The organism is Bradyrhizobium sp. CCGB20 (genome assembly GCF_024199855.1).
Taxonomy (GTDB): domain Bacteria; phylum Pseudomonadota; class Alphaproteobacteria; order Rhizobiales; family Xanthobacteraceae; genus Bradyrhizobium.
Genome location: NZ_JANADN010000001.1, coordinates 7,969,345 through 7,992,685, shown reverse-complemented (window position 1 = coordinate 7,992,685; position 23,341 = coordinate 7,969,345). Strand labels below are relative to the sequence as shown.

At 61.2% G+C, this 23,341-nt stretch carries 20 protein-coding genes and 5 pseudogenes; 14 read left to right on the top strand and 11 right to left on the bottom strand.

What is annotated here, in order from left to right:
• Positions 1 to 10 precede the first annotated feature (10 nt).
• Both tnpB and NLM15_RS37535 read right to left on the bottom strand, forming a co-directional pair.
• A complete protein-coding gene (tnpB, locus tag NLM15_RS37540; protein WP_208068039.1) occupies positions 11 to 169 on the bottom strand; it encodes an IS66 family insertion sequence element accessory protein TnpB in 159 nt (52 codons plus the stop codon).
• Positions 111 to 284, bottom strand: coding sequence for a hypothetical protein (locus tag NLM15_RS37535; RefSeq protein WP_254124614.1), 174 nt, complete (start codon positions 282 to 284; stop codon positions 111 to 113). The genes tnpB and NLM15_RS37535 overlap by 59 nt, the downstream gene beginning before the upstream one ends.
• On the opposite strand from NLM15_RS37535, the gene NLM15_RS37530 reads away from it, so the two are divergent.
• On the top strand, positions 204 to 548 hold the full coding sequence (locus NLM15_RS37530; protein ID WP_254124745.1) for a hypothetical protein: 345 nt from the start codon (positions 204 to 206) through the stop codon (positions 546 to 548). The genes NLM15_RS37535 and NLM15_RS37530 overlap by 81 nt on opposite strands.
• Before the next feature lie 100 nt (positions 549 to 648).
• Here the strand turns inward: NLM15_RS37530 and NLM15_RS37525 are convergent.
• Positions 649 to 765: pseudogene (locus NLM15_RS37525) on the bottom strand (IS66 family insertion sequence element accessory protein TnpB); the annotation flags it as partial.
• Between the two features lie 762 nt (positions 766 to 1,527).
• On the opposite strand from NLM15_RS37525, the gene NLM15_RS37520 reads away from it, so the two are divergent.
• The 3 genes from NLM15_RS37520 to NLM15_RS37515 all read left to right on the top strand — a co-directional run bounded on the left by NLM15_RS37520 (position 1,528) and on the right by NLM15_RS37515 (position 3,098).
• Entirely contained in the window at positions 1,528 to 1,734 is a 207-nt protein-coding gene (locus NLM15_RS37520; protein WP_254123023.1) for a hypothetical protein, read from the top strand.
• Between the two features lie 817 nt (positions 1,735 to 2,551).
• Positions 2,552 to 2,677, top strand: coding sequence for a hypothetical protein (locus NLM15_RS43645; protein WP_256565545.1), 126 nt, complete (start codon positions 2,552 to 2,554; stop codon positions 2,675 to 2,677).
• A gap of 46 nt (positions 2,678 to 2,723) precedes the next feature.
• Complete coding sequence (locus tag NLM15_RS37515; RefSeq protein ID WP_254123022.1) at positions 2,724 to 3,098, top strand: hypothetical protein; 375 nt, start codon at positions 2,724 to 2,726, stop codon at positions 3,096 to 3,098.
• Between the two features lie 122 nt (positions 3,099 to 3,220).
• On the opposite strand, the gene NLM15_RS37510 is transcribed toward NLM15_RS37515, so the two are convergent.
• The 3 genes from NLM15_RS37510 to NLM15_RS37500 form a co-directional block, all read right to left on the bottom strand.
• The gene (locus NLM15_RS37510) at positions 3,221 to 3,505 is read right to left on the bottom strand and encodes a DUF3892 domain-containing protein (protein WP_254123021.1); all 285 of its coding nucleotides are present in this window, start codon (positions 3,503 to 3,505) and stop codon (positions 3,221 to 3,223) included.
• Between the two features lie 100 nt (positions 3,506 to 3,605).
• The gene (locus tag NLM15_RS37505; protein WP_254123020.1) at positions 3,606 to 3,815 is read right to left on the bottom strand and encodes a hypothetical protein; all 210 of its coding nucleotides are present in this window, start codon (positions 3,813 to 3,815) and stop codon (positions 3,606 to 3,608) included.
• Positions 3,816 to 4,875: 1,060 nt separating this feature from the next.
• On the bottom strand, positions 4,876 to 5,355 hold the full coding sequence (locus NLM15_RS37500) for a hypothetical protein (RefSeq protein WP_254123019.1): 480 nt from the start codon (positions 5,353 to 5,355) through the stop codon (positions 4,876 to 4,878).
• Positions 5,356 to 5,836: 481 nt separating this feature from the next.
• Here NLM15_RS37500 and NLM15_RS37495 point away from each other — a divergent pair.
• Positions 5,837 to 6,247: pseudogene (locus tag NLM15_RS37495) on the top strand (transposase); the annotation flags it as partial.
• 717 nt (positions 6,248 to 6,964) lie between these two features.
• Here NLM15_RS37495 and NLM15_RS37490 read toward each other — a convergent pair.
• Entirely contained in the window at positions 6,965 to 8,002 is a 1,038-nt protein-coding gene (locus tag NLM15_RS37490) for an IS110 family transposase (RefSeq protein ID WP_254123018.1), read from the bottom strand.
• A 356-nt stretch (positions 8,003 to 8,358) separates the two neighbouring features.
• Here NLM15_RS37490 and NLM15_RS37485 point away from each other — a divergent pair.
• From NLM15_RS37485 to NLM15_RS43845, 8 genes and pseudogenes are all read left to right on the top strand, one after another.
• Positions 8,359 to 9,314: pseudogene (locus tag NLM15_RS37485) on the top strand (ArdC family protein).
• A 102-nt stretch (positions 9,315 to 9,416) separates the two neighbouring features.
• Positions 9,417 to 11,528 (top strand): annotated as a pseudogene (locus tag NLM15_RS37480) (ParB/RepB/Spo0J family partition protein).
• Between the two features lie 178 nt (positions 11,529 to 11,706).
• A pseudogene (locus tag NLM15_RS37475) lies at positions 11,707 to 16,029 on the top strand (strawberry notch-like NTP hydrolase domain-containing protein).
• Entirely contained in the window at positions 16,029 to 17,090 is a 1,062-nt protein-coding gene (locus NLM15_RS37470; RefSeq protein WP_254123017.1) for a toprim domain-containing protein, read from the top strand. Before NLM15_RS37475 ends, NLM15_RS37470 begins: the two are co-directional and overlap by 1 nt.
• A gap of 336 nt (positions 17,091 to 17,426) precedes the next feature.
• Positions 17,427 to 18,350: a DUF2493 domain-containing protein gene (locus NLM15_RS37465; protein WP_254123016.1), complete on the top strand. Its 924-nt coding sequence runs from the start codon at positions 17,427 to 17,429 to the stop codon at positions 18,348 to 18,350.
• Between the two features lie 134 nt (positions 18,351 to 18,484).
• Positions 18,485 to 18,964 (top strand): hypothetical protein, encoded by a 480-nt coding sequence (locus tag NLM15_RS37460; protein WP_309144955.1) that lies wholly within the window; start codon positions 18,485 to 18,487, stop codon positions 18,962 to 18,964.
• Between the two features lie 555 nt (positions 18,965 to 19,519).
• Positions 19,520 to 19,840, top strand: coding sequence for a DUF736 domain-containing protein (locus tag NLM15_RS37455; RefSeq protein ID WP_254123015.1), 321 nt, complete (start codon positions 19,520 to 19,522; stop codon positions 19,838 to 19,840).
• Between the two features lie 313 nt (positions 19,841 to 20,153).
• Complete coding sequence (locus tag NLM15_RS43845; RefSeq protein ID WP_309144954.1) at positions 20,154 to 20,399, top strand: hypothetical protein; 246 nt, start codon at positions 20,154 to 20,156, stop codon at positions 20,397 to 20,399.
• 135 nt (positions 20,400 to 20,534) lie between these two features.
• Here the strand turns inward: NLM15_RS43845 and NLM15_RS44155 are convergent, their stop codons facing one another.
• The 4 genes from NLM15_RS44155 to NLM15_RS37440 form a co-directional block, all read right to left on the bottom strand.
• Positions 20,535 to 20,672, bottom strand: coding sequence for an SDR family oxidoreductase (locus NLM15_RS44155; RefSeq protein WP_375166908.1), 138 nt, complete (start codon positions 20,670 to 20,672; stop codon positions 20,535 to 20,537).
• Positions 20,621 to 21,001, bottom strand: coding sequence for an SDR family oxidoreductase (locus NLM15_RS37445; RefSeq protein WP_254123014.1), 381 nt, complete (start codon positions 20,999 to 21,001; stop codon positions 20,621 to 20,623). The genes NLM15_RS44155 and NLM15_RS37445 overlap by 52 nt, the downstream gene beginning before the upstream one ends.
• Entirely contained in the window at positions 20,956 to 21,282 is a 327-nt protein-coding gene (locus tag NLM15_RS44150; RefSeq protein WP_375166907.1) for an SDR family NAD(P)-dependent oxidoreductase, read from the bottom strand. The genes NLM15_RS37445 and NLM15_RS44150 overlap by 46 nt, the downstream gene beginning before the upstream one ends.
• A 171-nt stretch (positions 21,283 to 21,453) precedes the next feature.
• Positions 21,454 to 22,050: an SDR family oxidoreductase gene (locus NLM15_RS37440; RefSeq protein ID WP_254123013.1), complete on the bottom strand. Its 597-nt coding sequence runs from the start codon at positions 22,048 to 22,050 to the stop codon at positions 21,454 to 21,456.
• Between the two features lie 100 nt (positions 22,051 to 22,150).
• On the opposite strand from NLM15_RS37440, the gene NLM15_RS37435 reads away from it, so the two are divergent.
• Complete coding sequence (locus NLM15_RS37435) at positions 22,151 to 23,056, top strand: LysR family transcriptional regulator (RefSeq protein WP_254123012.1); 906 nt, start codon at positions 22,151 to 22,153, stop codon at positions 23,054 to 23,056.
• Positions 23,057 to 23,341 lie beyond the last annotated feature (285 nt).

Here is a 23,341-nt window from a genome sequence, read left to right as displayed (position 1 = left end):
ATCCCAGCGATCAGCCAGCCGCCTGCGGTCGCCAGGTATGTTGCGGCATCCGCCAGTCGATGCCCTCCAGCAGGTAGCCAAGCTGGGCGGGGGTGATTGTCACCACGCCATCAGCCGACGACGGCCACAGGAAGCGGCCGCGCTCCAGCCGCTTGGCATAAAGCGACATGCCCAGTCCATCGTGCCAAAGGATATTGATCAGCTTGCCCGCTTTTGCCACGGAACACGTAGAGATCGCCGCCGTGCGGGTCTCGCTTGAAGGCTTCCTGCACCAGCAAGCCCAGCGAGTTCATGCCGCGACGCATATCGGTGTGGCCGGTCGCAATCCACACCCGCACGCCCGACGCAACGGGAATCACCGCAGGCGTCCATCTGCCAGCGCCGCCACGGCGGCCTTCAGCGTCGCCGCGTCGACCGCGCCCGTGATCCGCATCCGAGCCCCGGCAGCAAACTCGATCTCGATCGACCCGCCGCTGCTGGCCGGCGTGGCTGGACAAGGCGTCGGCCCTGATTCCGCGACCACCATCGCCGGTACGAAGCCCGGTTGATCGGCGGCATCCTTCGGCTCCGGCCGAAACGACCGTCGCCACGCAGCAGCAATGAACGCGACACGCCATACCGCCGCGCTGTTGCCGCGACTTGGCGCGGCGCCTGTAAGCTCTCCAGAACGATCTTGAGCTTCTCATCCTCGGACCAGCGCCGCCGCCGGCCCGTGTCCACCACCTCAAGCCGTTCGACTTGGGCACTGCGCCTATCACTGTCCATAAGGACAGTTCTCAACAAAACGCCTCATTCGGCAAGGCGGCCTTCACCGGAGGGATACGACTCAGGCGCGCCCTTCCGCAGCGCAATTTTGCGCTTCGTTAGAGGCGAACATGGCAGATGCCCAATTATCTCACTCCGAACTGCACCGCATCGCTGAACTGAAGTGGCGCAACGTTCCTCCAGTATCCCGGACGATCTGGCCATCGAATTTATGGCGAGGCTGAAGGCCGGCAGCACGATCCGAAAGCTGACTTCGGGAATGAAGCAGTTTGGGCCGGCCATTGTAAGTTACGAGCGCTTCAAAAAGCACTGCACGTTTCACCCTGATTGGGCGGCTGAGGCGTTAGCTGTCTCAAGTGAAAACGCTCGCCTTGGAAAAGGCCTCCCGGCTGCGCAGCTCACGCATTGCAAGAGAGGGCATCCTTTGGCTGATGCGCGAATGCGTGTCACTAAGCAGGGATGGAAAATCAGGGAGTGCAGAGTCTGCCGAGATGCCGCGAGAAACAGGTGCGAAACCTAAGCTCTCATGGCGGCCTCACAAGACGCTGCGAACGACTGGAAAGCTACTCTCAATCGCAATCACTCCGGCGTTTCAGGAGGCGCTCGCTGCGATGCCGGCGGGCACTCGTGCGGACGGCGTGCTGACGGTTCCTGGTCAATGATTACGGGCGTCCGTTCGCCTCAGCCGCGGCGTTCGGCAATAAGTTTGCGGACTGGTGCCGCGCCGCTGAGTTGAAGCCGGTGCTGTGCGACGACGGAAGGGTGCGTAACTATCGCGCGCATGGGCTGCGTAAGGCGGAGCTGCGGGCTCTCGCTCATGCTGGCGCGACGAATGTGGAGCAGATGGCCGCATCCGGTCACAGCTCGCTCGATCAGGTTCAGGAATATCTCGATGAGGTCGATCAGGAGCGTGCTGCTGAAGCGGCTATGACGAAGCTTGCGAACAGCGCAGGAACACCAAGTGGTTAACGCGTCTGGTGGCGCTGGCTAACACAGAGGCAACTAACTGAAAATGAAACGGAAAATTTCGGTAGTGGCGTTCCCGACAGGATTGTTAGAATATCTGTAAATCAATCGGTTGCGGCTCAGGTTAGGCAATTTCAGTGCGATTGAATCGCTTAGAGATTTTTGGCGATTGCCGAACCTCTTGGCTCGTCGGGGCGGCTAGATCGACCACAACACAACCGCACAACCGGATAAATCGCTTTTAGGTTGTTGGGCGGAACAAAGGAAGTCTGCTTCTCCCAGCGGGATTAGTCATGCGTTCAGGGGCGGTCGCTAAGCCGCTAAAACCGGGCTTCTACGCGCCTCCTATCCCTGTGGCGTTCTAAGCCCCCTGATTTTTGCCCGCCCCCCGCCTAGCACGATCGGCCCCTTTTAGCCGAGTGCGCCCCATTTTTCTTGAAAATCCGTATGTGTTTCCATGGGCCGCCCTGAGCATTCGGGGCCAGAACCATATTTGGTCAATAACTACCAACTCACCGGAGGGCTTCGATGGTTATGCGGGACGGGAGTTACGTCGACGATCTTTACTATGCCGGCGGGGACTCGGTGACCGTCAAGGTTTTGGCCGGTCGTGACGACGCCGAGTGGCGAACTGCGCGTCTTTCCGAGATGCCGTGCGAGTGGCTGTCAGACGTAAGGGCAGCCGTTGATGGGGCGCTTGCTAGGGCCTCTTAGCTCCAATTCATAGGACGAGCAGTGAAGATACTGAAATATGCGCCCATGTTCGGGCGGGAGGCGCTTTGCCTCTATCGACGTTGAGATTGCGCCCGGAGTCCGGGCAATGGATGTTTCCGTCATTCGCAAGACAGACGGCTCGCTGCGCGTCTTTGGTCACTCGCTGACCTTCGACCGCACTGTTGCCGATGGCCTGGCGCGCGCCGCGGTCGCGGTCGGAGAGTGTCAGTAAGCGACGCTAAGCAGCGCACCGCCAGGCCGGGCGGGCTGTTGGACCAGTGGAATCTACTGGCCGAATTCATCACGGACGAGCGCTGCCGCAAGCCTCACATTCACTGTTCTGGTTGGAGGTTGTCACGCTTTCCTCGGCGGCATTACTGGCGATCAGTATCGTTGTGGCCCTATGGAGCAATTATCGTTTTAACAGCGGCGCCAAAAAGACACGTGAAGACTGGCGAACGAGAATATATGGCTTTATCGATCTTCACGAGTGGCAAAAGCTGGTTGATAAGCCGCTTGCTCAGGCGCTTACCACATACCGGTGTGTGGCTGGTGTCGTGGCCACAATGTACGTGGCGATCATCTCATATTTGGTGCATCTGTCTGGCGTTGACCTTTGTGCAGCAATTGCGAAGCTAAAATGGTTGATTTAGTCGTGATCGACATTGGCCGGCTAGTAGGCCTAGCCATGTCGATGCACTGCGAATTGGATATCGGTTTGTCCGCGGCGCTTGAGCAGACCGGCATTCGCGCTTGGCGCAGATGTTACTGAAAATCACGGACACTCACCGAGTGAAAGAAGATTGTCAGGTTGAATGTCGTCCGCGGCCGTCTTGATATACTTGTGCCCATTGTGTTCGGCCACGATTAACCCATTAGTGAGTCCGCCTTCTTCGACATAGAACTCCCATTCGCCGCTTTCGATGTCTTTGATCGTTTGATTGACAGATTGTTTCCATCGACTTCCGTTTGAATATTCACCGCCGACATTTTCAATCCTCTCGTGGGGATTCATCCTGTCGGTCTTATTGATGCAAAGAATGCGTGCGCGTTTGGTCATTCACGTCTCCCTGAATCTGGCAAAAGGCTAAGGACCAGCCTGCGGGGAAACAGCCCGCGCCGATCATGACGCGGGCCAAATTCGCAGCGCGTTGCGAATATCAAGCGGCCTGCGTCGATTCGCCGTTCAGCTGCTTGAGATCCCAATACACGCCTTCTTGTACCGCAGTCAGCCAACCCTCGTGGGACGCCTCGGTGGTTTGATCGACGAGCAGTTGAACCTTTCTGCCGAATTCTTCCCAGCTCGCGGCACGCGTAAGCGTGATGTCATAAAGCACCTCTTCGGCAGTCTTCCGGAGGTTGTCGACCACACCGCTGGACAGTGCTGTGCCGACTAGGTCGGTGATTTTTTTGTGGGCCTGGAGAAGCTGGGAAAGAGGGATTGCGACAGTGTTTGCGGCAACGGATTCATCATACCACGACGGTTGGATTAGGCCGCCTACCAATCTAGGTAGGTGGCCCGAAGTCCTTCTCCGCGATACAGCTTTGGCCGCGCCCCGGACTTACCGTCACCGGGGGGACGCTCGGTGGTCAGCTTTGCTGTCAGGGCGGTAAGGCTGGCCACCGAAGTTAGCGGCGCGTGATAGGGACAGCGCTTCTTCGGTATGGCGGCGCCGAGTCACATTGCTGCTAACCTCACTGCCAGCGCGAGCGCGGTAGGGACAGCGTCGGGCTACGCAATACACCGACGCCGAGTCGCGCTCGCGCTGCTTCCGTGGTGAAGATGGCTCATTGTGCCCTATGTTTTCGCCCCACCGGTGACGGCACAGACTAGGTTACGAGGTGGGGACCGGTGGGCAAATAGAATGCGGAGAAATTTCGCGCGTCAGTTGAGACGTAGTGGCTACTTGTTCATCGACTCTTGCATATAGCGTGCAGCTCGAATGCGCGCTCGCTCCAGCATGGCTTCCTTGGCATAGGGCGCGGCAAGCTCAGCCCCTTGGTGTAATGCCGGTGCCGCGTGTGAGGCTGTGGTGGAATCAACCGGTGCCCGCACCACAGCCCGCAAGGGCTTAGGCTAGCCGGCTGCAGTGCTCACATCGAGGACGACCGCCAGTCGCCTGAGCAAGATACTGCTTTTCGATATTGTTGCCCTCAGTGCATTTGTTGTTGTCGTGATGACGTTTTTTGTGTTCGGCTTTTCTGAGTGGAATGGAGGTACTTTAGCCATAATCAAAAAATCCCGTAAAAATAGTGTAGCCAATCGCTACGCCGGAAGGTCGTTGCCAGATTCTCGCAACCTTTTTGACTGATCAAATAGAATAACAACCTAAAACGCGTGCGTATATCTCGCGGCAAGCGCCAGCGCTGCCGTGATGGAATGGGATAAAGTTTCCATGAAAGGGGGAAGCCGCTCGCAGGGTTTAACTCTTATTCACTTCCGCGACCGGGACTGGTGCGCCAACCGACCTGGAACACGTTTTTGCAGTTAAGGCAGGCATAGATGCTGCGCTGCTTATCTGGAGTTCTGCCTTGATCTTGAACAACACCACGTTTGCCGTCGTCAAAACACTTTACGCAAAGCCAATGTTCTGGACTGGCAATATCACTGTTTGGCTTGGGAACATAAGCAAACGCTCCAACTCCCAAGTTTTTGAGCTCATATCTGCTCTTATCAGCGTCCCATTTTTTAAGGCGAACAACTTCCTCTTCAAGAGACTTTACGCGCTCCAACAGCGTCGTCTGTCGCTCGTTGGCAGCAAGTGCGCTCTCCTGGGCGGCCAAAATCTGGCGCTGCAATTCGATGGCTTTGCTTTGAAGAACGGTAGCGTCGCGAATATCTATTATTACCTTGCTCAATTCGCTGGCAGACTTCAGCGCAGCTAAACCACCTGCAATCTCGGCAATCATTTCACGCCCCCATTGATTCACGCCACAACCGTTACGCGCTGAGGATGGACAAGGCAACTAGCCCTTAGATTTGCCCAGCCCCAACTCAACCAGCCTGCGAATCGCCTCCGGCCGCCCTGGCAAGTCGTCCTGTTTGCGACGCCAGTCGTCTATTTCCGAAACAGAGTCCACAGAAATACGGACGTTAACCGCCATGGTATCCACAGGCGGTCGACCGCGTTTCGGTTTTTTGGCGCTATCAATTGTTGATTTCATTGTTTTATGAAGCCATAAATTAGCGAGTCGAGCAAGCCTGTTCGACGTTCCTGATACCGAAAGCCGTCACCAACGTATCTGCGACGGCCGGGCAGGACGCAAATCGCTTTGCCCGCGCCTCTGTACACGCCGGAATTCTGGACCGCGTACCGCGCGGCAATGAGCACCGACGACCCGGCGCCAGCGGTGCGGCCTGTATGCACCTCCACCGGAGTAGCGAGATGAGCGACGACTGGTGGCCATTCCAGGAATTGGTCCGATTGGCGCGACGCTGCTGTCAATCAAGGTCGTGGATGCAGGTGGGTTCAAGTCCGCAAGAAACTTCGCTGCGTGGCTTGGCCTGACACCAAAGAACCATTCAACGGCCGGAAAAAACCGGCTTGGCGTGATTACGCGCGCCGGTGACGGCATGTTGCGAACCGTTTTGGTCGCTGGCGCGACGGCTGTGATCGCAGATGTGCGGCGACGCGAGAGCCGCTCCTGGCCCTGGCTAAAAGACATGATCGCGCGCAAGCCGCCGCAGCTGGTCGCGATAGCGTTGGCAAATAAGCTAGCGCGGATCGCCTGGAAACTGATGGTCAGTGGCGAGCATTATCGACCTGCTGGCAGCGTCATACCGATGCCGACCCAGGCCTAAACGAAATGCAGAGCTTGGCGCTAGACCTTTAGGTTTGACGCTGAGGGCGGAACTTGCAGGATAGGAAGAGGTGGTACGTTCGGCGCGAGCCGGTCATGTGAGATGCTCCGCTCGGTTCACCGGCAGAAAAATGCCGCTCTCGTGTTTGGATCTCACTGTCCGCGAAGCCCATTTTGGCCGGTGGTCGCAAGACCCGAAAACAGACCGGACATATGAGCGCAAGCGATCCGAGCATGCTACCAGAGCCAATCCTTGCAAGTCGGGGGCCGTCCACATATGAACCGAGCCGCTTTTGCGTCTCGGCCATCCGGCTTCGATCCATCGCGCAAACACTGCGGAGCTCCTCGCCGGGGGCACTCGGGAAAGGGGCTCGCCTTCGGCGATCGCTATCACTGCCCCGTTCCCGGGTGCCGCTGTTAACCGGTCTTCTCTAACCGGGGTTGGGACGTCAAGTACCAAAGCTGATCTTACCGCATTGTGGCTGTACCTTCCGAACCTACCGTGGCGTCAAAGCTATCCGGCGATCGCGCTTCTCTTCGAGGTCGGGATTCCCGCCTCATGATGATGTTCGTGAAGAAGTGGCGGGACCATCTCGGGAGCGCAGTCACGGAGCGATCGGCTCGCGCTGCAGACCGGTTATCACCCTCGCCATTCCTCGTCCTGCCGGACTCCTTGACAGCCTTTCGGCCGTGTTCTGCTGATCAGTTCATTCGGGTGTCAGGCTGCCGCGGCGCCCTCCGATCTCTCCCACCGGAAGTCGCTGCCGTCGCACCACATACGGTGCAGGATGACGGATATTTTGCGAGCCACCGCGACCAGCGCATTTTTCATGGAACTGCGCTTGGCGATGCGGATGCCCCATGCCTTTAACGAGCACCATCGTCTGGTGTTGACCATCAATGAGTGCGCGGCTTCAAAGAGGTGTTCTCGAGCAAAGGCATCGCCACATCGGGTGATGCGCCCGTTGTAATCGACCTCTCCAGATGCGTATTTGCCTGGGGTCAGTCCAAGATGGACGCCAACATGCCGTGATTTACGACAGCGGCCTGGGTCATCGATGGTCGTCTTGAATGCCAATGCTGTCAGCGGGCCAACGCCAGGAACTGTCATGAAGCGGCGGCAAATAGCATCGCTCCGAACCAGGCGCCCAATCAGGCGGGTCAACACGTGTGCTTGTTCGCCGAGCATGCGCCGGGCTTCGAGCAATGGAACGACGAGGGCCTGTAAGTCTCCGTCAGTCACGATCAGCCCGCGGACACGTTCGTCAAAGCGGCTTTGGCCGATAAGGCCCACTTTGAATCCGAAGGTTCGAAGTGCCGCCCGAATATGATTGTTGAGGTCGCGTTGCTTGTCGAGTAGGCACCGGCGACTGCCCATCAACGCTCGTAGCTTTTGGCTATCTTCAGATTTGATGTGGACGGCCTTAAACCACCCTGTTCGCATCATTTGCGCAAGCGCACGAGCATCGTTGCGGTCCGTCTTCACAGTCTGAGCTTGCATCACGCTCTTTGCGTGCCGGGTCTCAACACAAATAACTGGTAATCCGCCTTTCGAAAGTCCCTTGTGCAGCCAGGAAGAACATTGACCCGCCTCCAGCCCAACGCGCCGCAGAGCGAGGCGGGTATTTTTCAGCCAGGAAATTAGCGCCTCGGGTTCAGTATCCGTCACTCCTTCCCGGACGATATTTCCATCTCGATCAACGATGCAGATCGCGGTGCGCTTCAAAGACACGTCGAGTCCAGCGAAGTAATTCATCAGGATCTCCAGTTCATCTTTTGGGCGAATCGATCGACGTATTATGCGCCCGAGAGGCCGGTGCCCGGTTACTTCATCTCGTCGCTGCACTCGGACCCGCGTGCCCCTTCGGGTCGCTATGCTCACGCTCTCCGGGTGCCATTTTCCGCTGAGGCGATGCGCCATTGGCGCACGCCAGGGCCTGCGGCCCTGGCCATCTCAACTCCAAAAGCCATGAAGAAGCGGAGGGAAGCGGGCTGCATCGTGGATTTCGCACTCTCTCGCGGAGGGGCCGAGAGGAAGAGTTTCGCGCGGCTTTGCCGTGCCGGGTTACAGGCTGCGAGAGAGGCTCGCGGCGCCCGTCGCGGAGATCCGCGATGTCCAGACAGTGTTCTCGGGTGCGCACCGGTGAGGACCGGGCAAATCTTTATGACGAAATCACCAACAAGATCATCGCCGAGCTAGAAGCCGGCCGAGTGCCGTGGGTGCAGCCATGGGGCGCCGCGGCGGCGAAGGCGCCCTTGGCGTTGCCGAAAAGCGCTGCGACTGGCCGCCAATACAGTGGCATCAACATTCTAATTCTCTGGGGAGCCGCCACTGAGCGCGCATTCACAGGTCAAAGCTGGCTTACCTTCCGCCAAGCACTGTCGCTCGGCGGTCACGTCCGCAAGGGCGAGCGCGGAACTACGGTTGTTTTTGCCGACCGCTTTGTGCCGGTCGACGAAAAGCGGCGCGCGAGCGAGAACGGTGAGGAAGCACAGGCCGTTGCATTTCTCAAGCGCTTCACGGTCTTCAACACCGATCAGTGCAATGGCCTGCCTTCTGAGATCGCAACGACGGCGCCGCCTCCGCCGCCAGGCCTGATCGAGCCCCAGGTCGAAAAGCTCATCAAGGCGACTGGCATCGACTTCCGGATCGGCGGCATCGCGCATTCTATGTGCCAGCAGAAGACTATGTGCAGGTGCCGCCACCGCAAGCCTATTTCGAGCCGATCAATTGGCATCGAACGGCCCTGCATGAGCTGGCGCATGCCAGCGGCCATCCGTCACGTCTCAACCGCGACTTGTCGGGCAGCTACGGGACCAGGAAGTACGCGTTTGAGGAGCTGGTTGCGGAGATCTCATCTGCGTTCGGTTGCGCTTCGCTCGGCATCGTGCCCACGGTGCGACATGCCGACTACATCGGCTCTTGGCTCGAGGTGCTGCGCGAGGACAATCGCGCGATCGTGCGTGCCGCTTCGCAGGCCAGCAAGGTTGCGGACTATCTCCTTGGATTCTTGCCGGAACGGATTGTCGACATGACGGTGGAGAGAGCGGATCAGGAAGCGGCCTGAGGTCTGCTCGGTCACGGCAGGCTCGAGAGTGAGAGGGGGGCATTTTCGCGACGGGTTGGAGGCCGAGAGAGAGGCTCCGGCCGCCCGGCGTGGAGAATCGACATGACGAAGGCTGTCCAAAAGATCACCCTGTCACCCTCGCGACATTCCGTTCAACAAGCTGGTGCTCAGCCAGTCGAACGTTCGGCGCGTGAAGGCGAATTTTGATCGAGCAACTCGCGGAAAGCATCGCCCAGAGGACGCTCCTGCAAAGTCTCAATGTGCGGGGGGGTGTAGACGCGGAAGGTAATGAGACCGGCATGTTCGAGGTGCCGGCGGGCGGCAGGCGCTATCGCGCGTTGGAGCTTTCTCGTGAAGCAGAAGCGCATGGCCAAGACCCAGGTCGTTCCTTGTGTCGTGCGCGATGGCGGCATCGCGGAAGACGACTCGCTTGCAGAGAACGACTAGCGGGTAGGCCTTCATCCGCTCGATCAGTTCCGAGCCTTCCAGACCTTGAGTGGCGCCGGCATGTCCGAGGAAGACATCGCCGCTCGGCACTTCGTAGCGCCGGCCGTCGTGAAGCAACGCCTCCGGCTGGCGTCCGTGTCGCCAAAGCTGCATGACATCTATGCCGAAGACGGCACGACACTCGAACAGCTCATGGCCTTTTCTGTCTCCGCAGATCAGACGCGGCAGGAACAGGTCTGGGAGAATGTCAGCCGCTCGGGCTACGATGAACCCTATAAAATTTGGTGGATGCTGACCGAAAATACCGCGCGGGCATCCGATCGCCGCGTGCAGTTCATTGGGCTCAAAGCTTACGAGCAGGCGGGCGACAGCGTTTTGCGCGACCTGTCCGAGCACGATGATGGCGGTTGGGTTCAGGACGTGGCTCTGCTCGACCGTCTTGTTACCGAGAAGCTGAAAGCCGAGGCGGAAGCAATTGGTGCGGAGGGATGGAAATGGATCTCAGTCGCCGTTGACTCCCCCTACGGCCACACAACAGGCCTGCGCGAGCTGGAAGGCCAACCTGTCGATCTCACCTCCGAGGAGCAGGCCACCATCGACGCTCTCAACGCCGAGCAGGCGAAGCTCGAAACCGAATATCAGGATGCGGATGAACTGCCCGAAGAGGTCGACCAGCGTCTCGGCCCGATCGAGGCGGCGCTGCTGGCACTCGAAGACCGGCCTGAGACTCACGATCCGGCAGAGATTGCTCGGGCCGACGTCTTCGTCATTATCGATTCCGAAAGACGGGCTTCCGTCGATCGAGGCTATGTCCGGCCTGAGGATCAGGCGCCTGCGACCGGTCTCGATGTCGAGCCGGGCACCGACACGTCGTCGACTTAAGGGCAGGAAGCTGGTGGTTCCGCAACGCGTAGAGCGATCTCGGTCGCAGGCGTATCGACCGAAGCCGAGGAGGATGATGAAGACCCGGCAAGGCCATTGCCAGATCGGCTCATCATCGAACTAACGGCGCACCGTACGCTGGCATTGCGGGATGCGCTGGCCGAAAATCCTGCGATCGCGTTCCAGGCGGTGCTGCACAACTTCGTGCTGACGGCCTTTTACCGGTTTGCTTCGTCCGGAGCTGCCTTGAGATAGGGCTGCGCACGCCAGCCTTTCCCGCTCAAGCTCCGGGGCTGAGGGAAAGCGCCTCGGCTAAGGCTGTCGAGGTGCGGCATGAGGCGTGGAAGGCTCGGTTGCCGAAGAGCGAGAACGATCTCTGGGATGCGCTGACGGCTCTCGATGGTGGTGCACAGACATCGCTGTTTGCGCATTGTGCATCATTTGCGGTCAACGCCGTCTATGAGCCGGCCAATCGTTACAATCAGGGCCGCGTCTCAGCCCCCGCGTCCGCACGCGTCTCGACCAGGCCAACGTGCTAGCGCGCGGTGCCGGACTCGACATGGTGCAGGCTGGTTGGAGACTGACCGTCGACAACTATCTCGGCCGAGTCACTAAGCCTCGCATTCTGGAGGCGGTGCGGGAAGCCAAGGGCGAGTCGTCGGCGCAACTGATCGACCATCTGAAGAAGGCCGACATGGCCAAGGAGGCCGAGCGTCTCCTGGATGGCTCGGGCTGGTTGCCGGAGCCGCTGCGTCTTGTCGATGCCAGCCCGTCTTCGGTGGAGCCGGAAGGCGAAGCGGGCCGCTGCCACAATTCCTCGCTGGCGAGGAGGAGCCGGAGAACGGCAGCGACGAGCATCCGCAACAGCTCGACGCGGCTGAGTGACAACATAAGGGCTGGCTCCGGCTGTCCTGCAGTTGCTTGGGGGACCGGTGCCCAGCACCGGTCCCATTTTTATTGGGAAGGGCTGAGAGGAAGAGTGGGGCCGGGACGGGTTTGAATCGTCGTGGTCGTGAGAGCGCCGGGCGGTTCGACCCGTTCCTGCTCTCCGAAAGAAATCCCCATGACCGAATCTCTCGCTGGCGGCGCTGCCGCTGCACCGCTCTCGATGCGTGCCGCTGCCACTATCACCTCCGCTGCGGTCAGGGCTGCGCGACAGGTCTTGACCAATCTCGAACGCGGCCAGCGCATCGATGCCGCGATCCTGCGTGGCGCCATGGAGGCTGCTTTCGGCGCCTCGGACGCGGCCGGTGCCTGGAATTGGAAGACCGCCTACGACACCTCCGAGGCGGCCACCGTTCTATTCCTTCGCAAGTTCGGTCCGGTCATCCGGACCAAGGCTGGCTCAACGGCCGCGATGCTGCCGATGCTCGCGAGAGTCGCCAGTCTCCTGCCGACCCATACGCGGCGTTCCGAGGACAGCCAGGCGCTTCAACAATTCTCGACGCCGATCCCACTGGGGCTGGCCGCATGTACCGCGGCCTGCATCACGCCTTCCGACCGGGTTTTAGAGCCGTCTGCGGGGACCGGTTTGCTCGCCATCTTTGCCGAGCTCGCCGGCGGCGCCTTGGTATTGAACGAGATGGCCGAGGCCCGTGCGGCGTTGCTCGATCAACTGTTCGCCAACGTTAAGGTGACGCAGTTCGACGCGGCCCAGATCGATGATCACCTCGATGCGGCTGTCATACCGAGCGTCGTCCTCATGAACCCGCCGTTCTCGGCATTGGCGAACGTCGATCGACGGATGGCGGGTGCAGCACTCCGGCACATCGCCTCAGCCTTGGCGCGTCTTTGCGACGGCGGGCGTCTGGTCGCCATTACCGGTGCAAGTCTTGCGCCGGACAATCCGGCATGGCGCGATGCCTTCGTTCGCCTCCAGGAACGCGGGCGAGTGGTGTTTTCTGCTGCCATCGATGGCGGGGTCTATGCGAAGCACGGCACGCAGATCGACACAAGGCTGCTTGTGATTGATAAGCAGCCTGCGGCAAATCCGAAGGTCCTTGAGGCCTCGCTGGGTATGGCGGGCGATGTCGCCACCTTGCTCGACTGGGTGAGCCAGCATGTGCCCCCGAGGCTGCCCGTTGCCACACCCATCGTGGCCGACGTCATCAGGCGCCCTGCGGCGTTGCGGCCGGCCGGCGCCTTAGCACCACGTCCGTCGTCAACTTCGGGAGGTAGCGCACCACAAGGCGTCGAACTCACCTACGAGGCGGTCGAGCGGACGCCGCCGGAAGGAGCCCGGCTCACCGATGCGCTTTATGAGGAATATGCATTGCAGGCGATCCGTATCCCGGACGCGCATGCGCATCCGACCAAACTCGTGCAGTCCGCTGCGATGGCCTCGGTTGCGCCGCCGAAGCCATCTTACCGGCCACATCTGCCGGCCAATCTCGTGGCGGATGGCATCCTTTCGGACGCCCAGCTCGAGAGCGTCATCTATGCCGGCGAGGCGCATTCAGAATTTCTCGCAGGCTCCTGGACGGTCGATACCACCTTCGATGTTGTGGCCGCCGCGCGCGACGACGCAGAGAACGTCGTCCGCTTTCGCCGCGGCTGGTTCCTAGGCGACGGCACCGGCGCGGGCAAGGGACGCCAGGTCGCCGGCATCGTGCTCGACAACTGGCTCAAGGGCCGCCGCCGCGCGGTCTGGATCAGCAAGTCGGACAAGCTGATCGAGGATGCACAGCGCGACTGGTCGGCGCTCGGCATGGAGCGGCTGCTTGTGACGCCGCTCTCGCGTTTCCGCCAGGGCACGCCGATCCGGCTTTCGGAAGGCGTCCTATTTACCACCTACGCTACGCTGCGCACCGACGAACGCGGCGAAAAGCTTTCGCGCGTTCGGCAGATCGTCGAATGGTTGGGCTCCGACTTTGACTGAGTGATCGTCTTCGACGAGAGCCACGCGATGCAGAACGCGGCAGGCCAGAAGGGCGAGCGCGGCGACCAGGCGGCCTCCCAGCAGGGGCGTGCCGGCCTGAGGCTTCAGCACGCGCTGCCGAATGCCCGCGTCGTCTATGTGTCGGCAACCGGTGCTACGACGGTCCACAATCTGGCCTACGCCCAGCGTCTGGGTTTGTGGGGTGGCACCGACTTCCCGTTTGCCACGCGCGCCGAGTTCGTCGAAGCAATCGAGGAGGGCGGCGTCGCGGCAATGGAGGTACTGGCGCGTGACCTTAAGGCGCTCGGTCTCTACGCGGCCCGCTCGCTCTCCTACGAGGGCGTCGAGTACGAACTCGTCGAGCACCAGCTCACTTCCGAGCAGGTTCGGATCTATGACGCCTACGCCGGCGCGTTCAGCGTGATCCATAACAATCTCGATGCCGCGATGCGGGCGGCGAATATCACCGGCGAGACCGGCACGCTGAACGGCCAGGCCAAATCGGCCGCGCGATCCGCTTTTGAGAACGCCAAGCAGCGTTTCTTTGGTCATCTCCTGACCTCGATGAAGACGCCATCGCTGATCCGCTCGATCGAACGCGATCTTGACGCCGGCCACGCCGCCGTCATCCAGATCGTCTCGACCGGTGAGGCGTTGATGGAGCGTCGGCTCGCCGAGATTTCGACTGAGGAGTGGGGCGACGTACAGGTCGATATCACCCCACGCGAGTATGTGCTCGACTATCTCGCCCATTCCTTTCCGGTCCAGCTTTACGAGCCCTTCACCGATCAGGAGGGCAACCTCTGCTCCCGGCCTGTCTATCGTGACGGTCAGCCGGTTGAGAGCCGGGAAGCTGTCGCTCGCCGGGACCGTCTCATCGAAGAGCTCGCCTCGCTGCCGCCGGTCCCGGGTGCGCTGGATCAGGTGATCCAGCGCTTCGGCACCGACGTGGTCGCCGAAGTGACCGGCCGCTCGCGCCGCATCGTTCGCAAGGGTGAGCGGCTGGTCGTCGAAAACCGGGTCGGTTCGGCCAACCTTTCCGAGACCTCGGCGTTCATGGACGACGTCAAGCGGATCCTCGTGTTCTCCGATGCGGGCGGCACGGGCAGGAGCTACCATGCCGAGCTGTCGGCCTGGAATCGCCGCTTGCGGGTCCACTATTTGCTCGAGCCCGGCTGGAAGGCCGACGCCGCGATCCAGGGCCTCGGCCGCACGAACCGGACCAACCAGGCGCAGCCGCCGCTGTTTCGGCCGATCGCGACCGACGTGAAGGCCGAAAAGCGCTTCTTGAGCACCATTGCCCGCCGGCTCGACATGTTGGGAGCCATTACGCGCGGCCAGCGCCAGACCGGAGGGCAGGGCCTGTTCCGGCCCGAAGACAATCTAGAGAGCCAGTATGGCCGCGATGCGTTGCGCCAACTCTACACTCTGCTTGCGCGCGGCAAGGTCGAGGGCTGCTCGCTCGAGAGGTTTGAGGATGCGACGGGCCTGAAGCTCACGGATGACAACGGTCTCAAGGATGAGCTGCCACCGATCACGACGTTTCTGAACAGGTTGCTGGCGCTCACGATCGAGCTTCAGAACATCCTGTTCACCGTTTTCGAACAGCTGTTGACCGCTCGGATCGAGGGCGCGGTCGCATCTAGCACCTACGATGTCGGGCTGGAAACGCTCCGCGCCGAGAGCTTTGTCGTCGCTGACCGGCGGACGATCTATGTGCATCCGGGCAGTGGCGCGGAGACCCGGCTGCTCACGATTATCCAGCGCCAGCGCAATCATCCTATGAGCCTAGATGATGCTCTTGCTCGTCGTTCCGACGATCATGCCGTCCTCTTGATCAATGATCGATCGGGCCGTGCCGCCGTCCAGCTTCCGGCTCCGAGCTTCATGCTTGATGACGGCGAGATCGAGCGGCGCGTGCGCCTGATCCGGCCGATGGAGCAGCATAGCTCTCCCTTGAAGATGATGGCGGAAAGCCATTGGGTCGAAGCGGATCGTGAGCGTTTTGCGGCAGGCTGGCTGGCGGAGCTTGCCGAGGTCCCCGAGTTCACAGAAAGCACCATCCACGTCGTGGCTGGCTTGCTGCTGCCCATCTGGAAGCGGTTGCCGAACGAGTCGACGCGGGTCTATCGGCTCCAGACTGATACGGGCGAGCGCGTCATCGGCCGCAAGGTCTCGGCGACCTGGGTTGCGAACGTCCTTGCGGCTGACGCGCCTTCGCTGACGCCCGACGCTGCCTTGGCCGTGTTGATGGAAGGACGGACCGTCCTCGAGCTCGCGGAGGGGCTCCAACTTCGCCGTGCGCGGGTGATGGGCGCATACCGCATCGAACTGTCTGGCTTCAACGACACGATGCGCGATCGGCTGCGCGCCTACGGCCTCTTCGGAGAGATCATCTCCTGGAAGCTGCGCATGTTCGTGCCGACGGACGCGAGCGGCATCGAGATCCTGTCGAAGGTGCTCGAGCAGCACCCGATCGCGCGCATCAGCGAGCGGGAGGCCGCCTGATGCCGCGCGATGCCTCCGACCTGGCACACCGCCTCGCGCGTGAGGCCGAGGCGGTGTGCCGACACTATCTCTCCAATGGCAAGCGGGAGGGGCGGTACTGGCTGGTCGGCGACGTCCACAACACGCCCGGCCGCTCGATGTTCGTGCGGCTCCAGGAATCGCCGAAGGGGCCTGCCGGCAAGTGGACGGACGCGGCGACCGGTGAGCATGGCGACCTCCTCGACATCATTCGCGAAAGCCTGGGCTTGCGCGACTTCCGCGAGGTGGCCGCGGAGGCAAGACGCTTCTTGAACTTGCCTCGCCCTGAACCGGAGCTCGTCTCAAAGCCCGTCAGTCCGGCAGCACCGGCCGGATCGCAAGAGGCCGCCCGTCGGCTCTTTGCAATATCCAGCCCGATCGAGGGGACGGTGGTCGAGACTTATTTGCAGCGGCGCGGAATAGCCCGCGTGCACCATGGTGGCAGCCTGCGGTTTCATCCACGCTGCTACTATCGGCCGGACGAGCACCTGCCGACCGAGATCTGGCCGGCGATGATCGCTCGCGTCACGGATCTCGATGGCAGGATTACCGGCGTGCACCGCACCTGGCTCGATCCGCACGGCTTTGACCGCATTAGACTCGGCAAGGCGCCGATCGACACGCCACGACGGGCCATGGGCAACCTACTTGGCAACGCGGTTCGGTTCGGAATGTCGGACGACGTGCTTGCTGCCGGGGAGGGTATCGAGACCATGCTGTCGCTGCGCTGCGTGCTGCCGACGATGCCGATGGCCGCTGCACTGTCGGCCAATCACCTCTCAGCGATGGTGCTACCGCCGGGCTTGCGTCGGCTCTATATCGCCCGCGACGCCGATACCGCCGGAGATATGGCGCAGACCATTTTGACCCAGCGCGCAGCAGACGCCGGCATTGAAGCGATCGCCTTGTCGCCACGGCTGGGCGATTTTAACGAAGATCTGCACGTCTTCGGTCTTGATGGTCTCCAAGCGGCCTTGCGGATTCAGCTTGCGCCGGAGGACGTCGTCAGCTTTTTGCATTCGTCGACGGTGCCGGCGGAATAAGGTCACGAAGGTTCGATCGACCGTGACAGCTCGGTCATGGGCGAGGCCAATACCGGAAGAGGCCGCGACCTCGGCCTTCTAAAGAGCGATCGGACGGCAAGCGGCCTGGGCCGGCAATGGCTGCGTCCGGCTATTTTCCGCCGCGCGCCGGCGATGCGAAGACACATCATCCGTGTATGGCCAGCGCGCTTTGCATCGCGAAGCAAAATAGCCGGCCTCCGCCATCCTCCGCTGCCGCTTCGGCCCTTCGGGTTCTGGCCTGTTCCGCCCGCCGTCTGAGTGATCGCCACGAAGGCCGCGAAGGGCGCGGCCAAACCCGGCAAAGGACCTCCTTCCATGACCGACCATGACGACGTCGAACCGCCGCACGCCTCGTCTCCAACGGACCACGTCCTCACCGAACTACAGCTCTTCGGTTACCGTCCCTTCGACGACCAGCTTGATCCGAGACCGCTTCCCGAAGGCAAGAAGGTCTCCGGTGCCGTGGCCGATATCTTCGATGCCCTGGTTGCGACCCTGAACGACACGCGGCTCGAGCCGGACCTTGACGATCTGCTCTGGTCGACCGTCAACTTGTTCCATCGTGCCGTCGACCGCATCGAACGCCAGCTCGACGACAACGAGCAGGCGCAGCACAAGAGCCAGCGCGAGCAGAACGGCTCCGAAGTACGATCGGTCGAACTCGAGCGCCTCACGGCTGAAGGCATCACGCTCATCGAGCGCCGCAATTGCTTAGAACTCTTCCGCGACCAGGCGATCGAACGCTTTGAAGCCCACACCGGCTCGTCCTGGCGTCCTCGATCCGGATCATTGGTCAACCACCGCACGCTCACCGCGGCAATGATCGACTCCCGCGACTTCATCGCAGCGAAACGCCGCGCCGAAACCGAGGTCCTTGTGCCGCCAGGATCCAAGATCGCACTCACCGGCGGGCTCGACTTCAACGACCATCACCTGATCTGGGATCGCCTCGACAAGGTTCATGCCAAGCATCCCGACATGGTCCTGCTCCATGGCGGCTCGCCGAAAGGCGCCGAACTCATCGCCTCCAAATGGGCGATCAATCGCAAGGTATCTCAGATCGCCTTCAAGCCCGACTGGACCAAGCACGCCAAGGCGGCCCCCTTCAAGCGTAACGACGCCATGCTCGAGCTCCTGCCGATCGGCGTCATGCACTTCCCGGGCACGGGAATTCAGGACAACCTCGCCGACAAGGCCAGGCGGCTCGGCATCCCCGTCTGGAAGTTCGGTGGCGCATGAGCGCCGTCTTGCTAGCGTCTAAGACGACCGAGTTGCACGCAGCAACTCCGCCTCGTTTTGACATTACGTCCGAGGCCGCGCCGCAGTGGTGGTGGAAGGCGCGACTAGTACATCCATGCATTGGTGCCACCGCCATGGTCGCCCTTGGGCTTGTTCTCAACACGCTCGGCATCGGGTTGTTCTGCTGGCTGATCTTTGCGCTGACGGTCTATGCGTTGCCTTTTTTCGCCGCACTCAGTATAGGGATGTTGGCGTTTCATGGTGGAGCCGGCGTCATCGGCGCGCTGCTTATCGGATTGGCCTCCGGCGCACTGACGCTTGCTGTCGCTCAGGTCGCCGTCGCGGTCTGTCGGTCCCGGACGTTGCGCATCGTGATCGCAACCGCATCCACTGTCCCTGCAGCTATCGCTGGCTATCATGTGGCGTTTGTCCTGTCGCAGATCGGGTGCCTTCGCTGGCTTGGCGCGAGGTCTTCGCTTCCTAAGTGCGGTTTGCATCGGCGGCACGGCATGGACGCGCTTGACCGTTTTCGCGGAGACTCGCCCGTTGCTGTCGGTCGGGTGGCGGAGAACATGCCTCGACCGGTGCTCACAGCAGCCACGCTTCAGCGATGACGCTTCGTCGCCATCATCGGTCGAGCAAGGTCGCAAAGGGCGCCACGTTGAACGAGGGATCATCGAGCTTGGGGGAGAGGTAACGCCGCTTTTCCTCGTAGCCTTTTGACCAAGTCCCCAATCTCCGCCTGGTCCACATTGCTGCAGTGGAGCGGCGCGCCCGCGCCCGATCATTCCTTCCGGGACAACACCGCCCTTTGCGGCAGATTATTTCTCTTCATACGCCCAACCGTTCCGACCTCTTGTGGAGCTCAACCGAGATTCGCCAAGTCTTCTCCTTAAGATTGCGGTTCAGCACGCGGACGCACGTGGCCTCTTTGATGGCTTGATCTGGCCGAAGACCGGCTGCGCCTCGATCGCCTGAGCCGCAACGCCGTTGATGCGACTTTCTTCCCCTGGGCTTCGCCCATTCCTCGCGAGGCAAGAAAGTCGCAACAACGGCGTCCTTCGCTGCGCTCCGGCCCGCGAGCGGGTGCGTCGCCGATCGTCCTCGGCCTCTAGATCGCCATCGAGGCCGCGGTGGTCGCGGGCTCGAAACACAACAGGAGAAGTGAGATGGCTAACATCGGTTCTTTCAAGAAGATCGGCAACGATTTCCAGGGCGAGATCGTCACTCTGAGCCTGCAAGCCAAGGGCGTCCGTATCGTCGCCGAGACCAACCGATCCAACGACAACGCTCCCAGCCACCGCATCTACGTGGGCCGCGCCGAGATCGGCGCAGCCTGGTCAAAGCGCTCCGAAGAGGGCCGCGATTACCTCTCGCTCAAGCTCGACGACCCCTCGTTCAACGCGCCGATCTACGCGAACCTGTTCGATGACGAAGGCGGCGAGGGCTACACGCTGCTCTGGTCGCGGCCCCGCAAGAACGGCGAGTAGACGCTCCGCCAAGCCCCGTCCGGTCCGCCGGGCGGGGCTTCCTATCCTAGTGTGCATCGACCAGCGCGAGCCCGTCACCATGGCATGCTATCAAGCGGTGACGGACTGGTAGTCCGGTTAACCCCCAACCGCGGCACAAGGACGGGCACCCTACGAGGTCGTAGATGGGCCAGAAGCCGACCAGCGTTCTGAATCAGCGACGACGCCAACTGGAGCGGCTTCGCTGTTTGCAATGTTCCTATGGAAGGCGATGGCAGATTGAAACACTGGGGCCGGTGGCCGTTCGCATTTCGACAGAAATCGCGAGCACTCATTGTCAATCAAGAAGCACCCAGAGCCGCGCGATCCTGCCGCCGGTGAACTCTGCAGCGTCAGCCCCGGTGACCGCTACCGGACCGCCGTCCGGTCCAGCATGCCAACGCAACAAGCCAAAACCATGATGACCGAGCGCGACGCCGTCGGGCTTAAAGGAAAAAGTCGGTCCAAACTGGTCGAGCAGCTTGCCCGCTACAGCGCTGATCGCCTCCCTGCCGAGAACATGACCGGATCATCGACGTAGAGTTCTGTTAGCGGGCGCGCTCGATGATCCGGATTTCTTTCGTTAAAGACGCGCTGGAGGTTGGATCGTAGCAGGAGATCATAATTGATATCTGACATGGCATTCCTAGTTCTTTGAGATGCTGTGACGTTCAATTTAGGCCGATAAGCCGCCATCGATGGCGAGCGTCGCGCCGGTGATGAAGCCTGCTTCGGGCTCGACCAGGAACGCAGCGGCCGCGGCTACCTCTTCGGGCGTGCCATAGCGTTTGAGAGCGAGGCGGGCCTTGAGCATGTCACCCAGGCTTCGGTCGGCGCCATGCCGGTGTCGATCGGACCGGGCTTAATTACATTGGCACGGATGCCGCGAGGGCCGAGGTCGCGCGCCCAGCTGCGCGTGTAGGCTGCGACGGCCGCTTTGGTCGCGACATAGTCGGCGACGCCGGCGAACACGGTATGATGCATGGCGCCTGCCGTGCTGATCGACGCGATGCTGCCGCCGTCGCTCATCAGCGGTACGGCCGTCCGAACGACGTTCGCGACCGAGCGGAGGTTAATGTCGAACTGCCGATCTAGTGCTAAGATGCCCCGCCTTGGGTCGCTGATCGAGCCCGTAACGAACACGCCGGCAGAGTTGACGATGATGTCGAGGCCGCTGAGCGCCGCATGGGCTTTTCACTTACCATCGCCACGACCTCTTCCATCTCGGTATGATCGGCTCGTAGCGCTACGGCGCGGACGCGCTCCGATTCGGCAAGTCGGCGGACGGCTTCGGCCTCCGCATGTGACGAGGCGTAGCTGAACGCCACGTCGGCTCCCTCCTTGGCGCGGGGCTGCACGATAGCTGCTCCGATGCCGCGGGAGCCGCCGGTCACCAACGCCTTCTTGTTTGCTAACGAACGCATCACGATGTGCTCCTGGGTCGCGGTGCCAGCATCAGACGAGGCGCGAGCCGCCGTCGATGTTCAGAGTGGCTCCGTTCATGAAGCCGTTGGCCATCAGGAAAACGACCGCCGCGCCCGCTTCGTCCGGGGTACCCAACCGATGGAGCGGCAGCGTCTGCCGCAGCTGGGCGACTATGAATCGCGTCCGTCGCCCAATGCTTTTCCGAGCAGCGTCGTGTCGATCGGACCGGGCGAGAGGGTATTTACCCGACGCGGAGCAAGTTCCAGCGCCAGGCCACGCGCCAGCGACTCCATCGCCGACGAGGCTGCGGCGAGCACAGCCGTACCGTAGCCGTTGGGGCGATCGCCGAGTGCGCCTGAGATAAAGGTAATCGACGTGTTGGGGGCGAGACGTTCGCCCAAGGCCCGCAGGACGTGGACGGCAGCCCACACGCGCTCGTCGAACGCCCGATGCAGCCGAACGAGATCGGCTTCCAGCACCTTGCCAACAGCGAAGCTGCCGGCCAACAGCACCAGATGATCAACGTGTGCCACGTTCCTAAGGGCCGCATCGATCGTATCGGGGCGGGTCACGTCCGCACTCAGCCAACCGGCCAAACCGTGTTTGGCAGCGACCTGGGCGGCGCGCACTGGGTCCGATCCGAGCACGGTCACCTCGGCGCCGGCCGCTTTGGCCTGGATCGCGGCCGAGAGGCCGATGCCGGACGTACCGCCCACAATCAGGACCTTTTGGCCCTCGATTTGGCTGGATGGGAATTGATTTGTCATCTGTCGAACTCCTTTAGGCACACGCGTGAATGCTCAGAGTTTCGATTTACGGGCACGGGACTGGATTGATAATTGTTCCCGATTTCGCTTTACTGATGCCATGGCGGCACAAATCGGTTTGGAGCGGCTGACGGGGCTGATCGCATTCGCGCGGGCCGCCTCGCTGGGCAGCTATACGGCGGCGGCGCGGGCGCTCGGTGTGTCGCCGTCGGCGGTGAGCAAGAGTGTTCAGCGGCTCGAGCAGCAGTTCGGCCTTTCGCTGTTCACCCGGACGACCCGGTCGCTCACGCTGACCCCGGAGGGGCGCGACCTCCATGAACGCGCAATGCGTCTGTTGCGTGAGGCGGAGGAGATCGAGCAGGCGGCGTTGGCGACACGCGCCGAGCCAAAGGGCACAATTAGGATCGCTGCACCCTTGCCGATTGGTGTCCACGTACTGGGACCTGCCCTACCGGGTCTGTGCGAGCAGTATCCGCAATTGCGGATCGACCTCAGGCTCGCAGATCGGTTCGTCGACGTCGCCGAAGAAGGTATAGACGTGGCTATCCGCGTTGGTGATCTTGCAGATACCCGTCTTCTCTCGAAAAAACTGGGACCGCATCGACTTTGCGCCTACGCTGCTCCATCCTATCTGGAGAAGCTCGGGACACCCCAACATCCGGACGAGCTCTCTGGTCATAGATGCGTCAACTTTCGCTTTCAGAGCTCGGGTCAATCGCTCCGATGGCCCTTTCTTATCAGTAGGGACATCGTGGAGTTCGTTCCTGATGCTGCTATCACGGTGGACACCAGCGATGGCGTGTCGGCGGTACTGATCGCAGGCGGTGGCATCGGCATCTCGGCGACCTACATAGCCGCTCCGCATGTCGCGCGAGGTGAACTGGTGCCCATACTCGAAGACTACGCGCTAGACCGTTCGTCGGTTACAGCCGTCTGGCCCGAAAGCCGGCGTCACAGCCCGAATGTGAAGGCAGTTCTCCATTTCCTTACTGAGCTTTGGCGATGATATCGGCGTCCCAAATCAGAGCATCGCACCCGTACTTCCAGCCGCTAACTGCTCGCACACAAAAGGACTTGGGGCTTCCGAGAGCCTATTAGCCATTGGCCTCCGAGCTTGTCGCTGACAGCAAATCAACCCGGCGAAGCCGCTGAGGGTCAAAACCGGTAAAGCTTACCCGAGGTAGATGTTTTTCCGCATGACCGTCAGCAGCCGACGTCGCTTTATGCGTACACGCCCCAGAAGAAAGTGAGACCCTCGGCATCTAGCCGCTTCCAAATGGAAGAACGGCAA

What these genes read in the sequence shown, in the direction of transcription:
- tnpB (WP_208068039.1), bottom strand. Translation starts at nt 169, where the DNA reads ATGTCGCTTTATGCCAAGCGGCTGGAGCGCGGCCGCTTCCTGTGGCCG.
- NLM15_RS43645 (WP_256565545.1), top strand. Translation starts at nt 2,552, where the DNA reads ATGGATGTTTCCGTCATTCGCAAGACAGACGGCTCGCTGCGCGTCTTT.
- NLM15_RS37510 (WP_254123021.1), bottom strand. Translation starts at nt 3,505, where the DNA reads ATGACCAAACGCGCACGCATTCTTTGCATCAATAAGACCGACAGGATG.
- NLM15_RS37500 (WP_254123019.1), bottom strand. Translation starts at nt 5,355, where the DNA reads ATGATTGCCGAGATTGCAGGTGGTTTAGCTGCGCTGAAGTCTGCCAGC.
- NLM15_RS37490 (WP_254123018.1), bottom strand. Translation starts at nt 8,002, where the DNA reads ATGAATTACTTCGCTGGACTCGACGTGTCTTTGAAGCGCACCGCGATC.
- NLM15_RS37470 (WP_254123017.1), top strand. Translation starts at nt 16,029, where the DNA reads ATGCCGCGCGATGCCTCCGACCTGGCACACCGCCTCGCGCGTGAGGCC.
- NLM15_RS37465 (WP_254123016.1), top strand. Translation starts at nt 17,427, where the DNA reads ATGACCGACCATGACGACGTCGAACCGCCGCACGCCTCGTCTCCAACG.
- NLM15_RS37460 (WP_309144955.1), top strand. Translation starts at nt 18,485, where the DNA reads ATGGTCGCCCTTGGGCTTGTTCTCAACACGCTCGGCATCGGGTTGTTC.
- NLM15_RS37455 (WP_254123015.1), top strand. Translation starts at nt 19,520, where the DNA reads ATGGCTAACATCGGTTCTTTCAAGAAGATCGGCAACGATTTCCAGGGC.
- NLM15_RS44155 (WP_375166908.1), bottom strand. Translation starts at nt 20,672, where the DNA reads ATGCTCAAGGCCCGCCTCGCTCTCAAACGCTATGGCACGCCCGAAGAG.
- NLM15_RS44150 (WP_375166907.1), bottom strand. Translation starts at nt 21,282, where the DNA reads ATGCGTTCGTTAGCAAACAAGAAGGCGTTGGTGACCGGCGGCTCCCGC.
- NLM15_RS37440 (WP_254123013.1), bottom strand. Translation starts at nt 22,050, where the DNA reads ATGACAAATCAATTCCCATCCAGCCAAATCGAGGGCCAAAAGGTCCTG.
- NLM15_RS37435 (WP_254123012.1), top strand. Translation starts at nt 22,151, where the DNA reads ATGGCGGCACAAATCGGTTTGGAGCGGCTGACGGGGCTGATCGCATTC.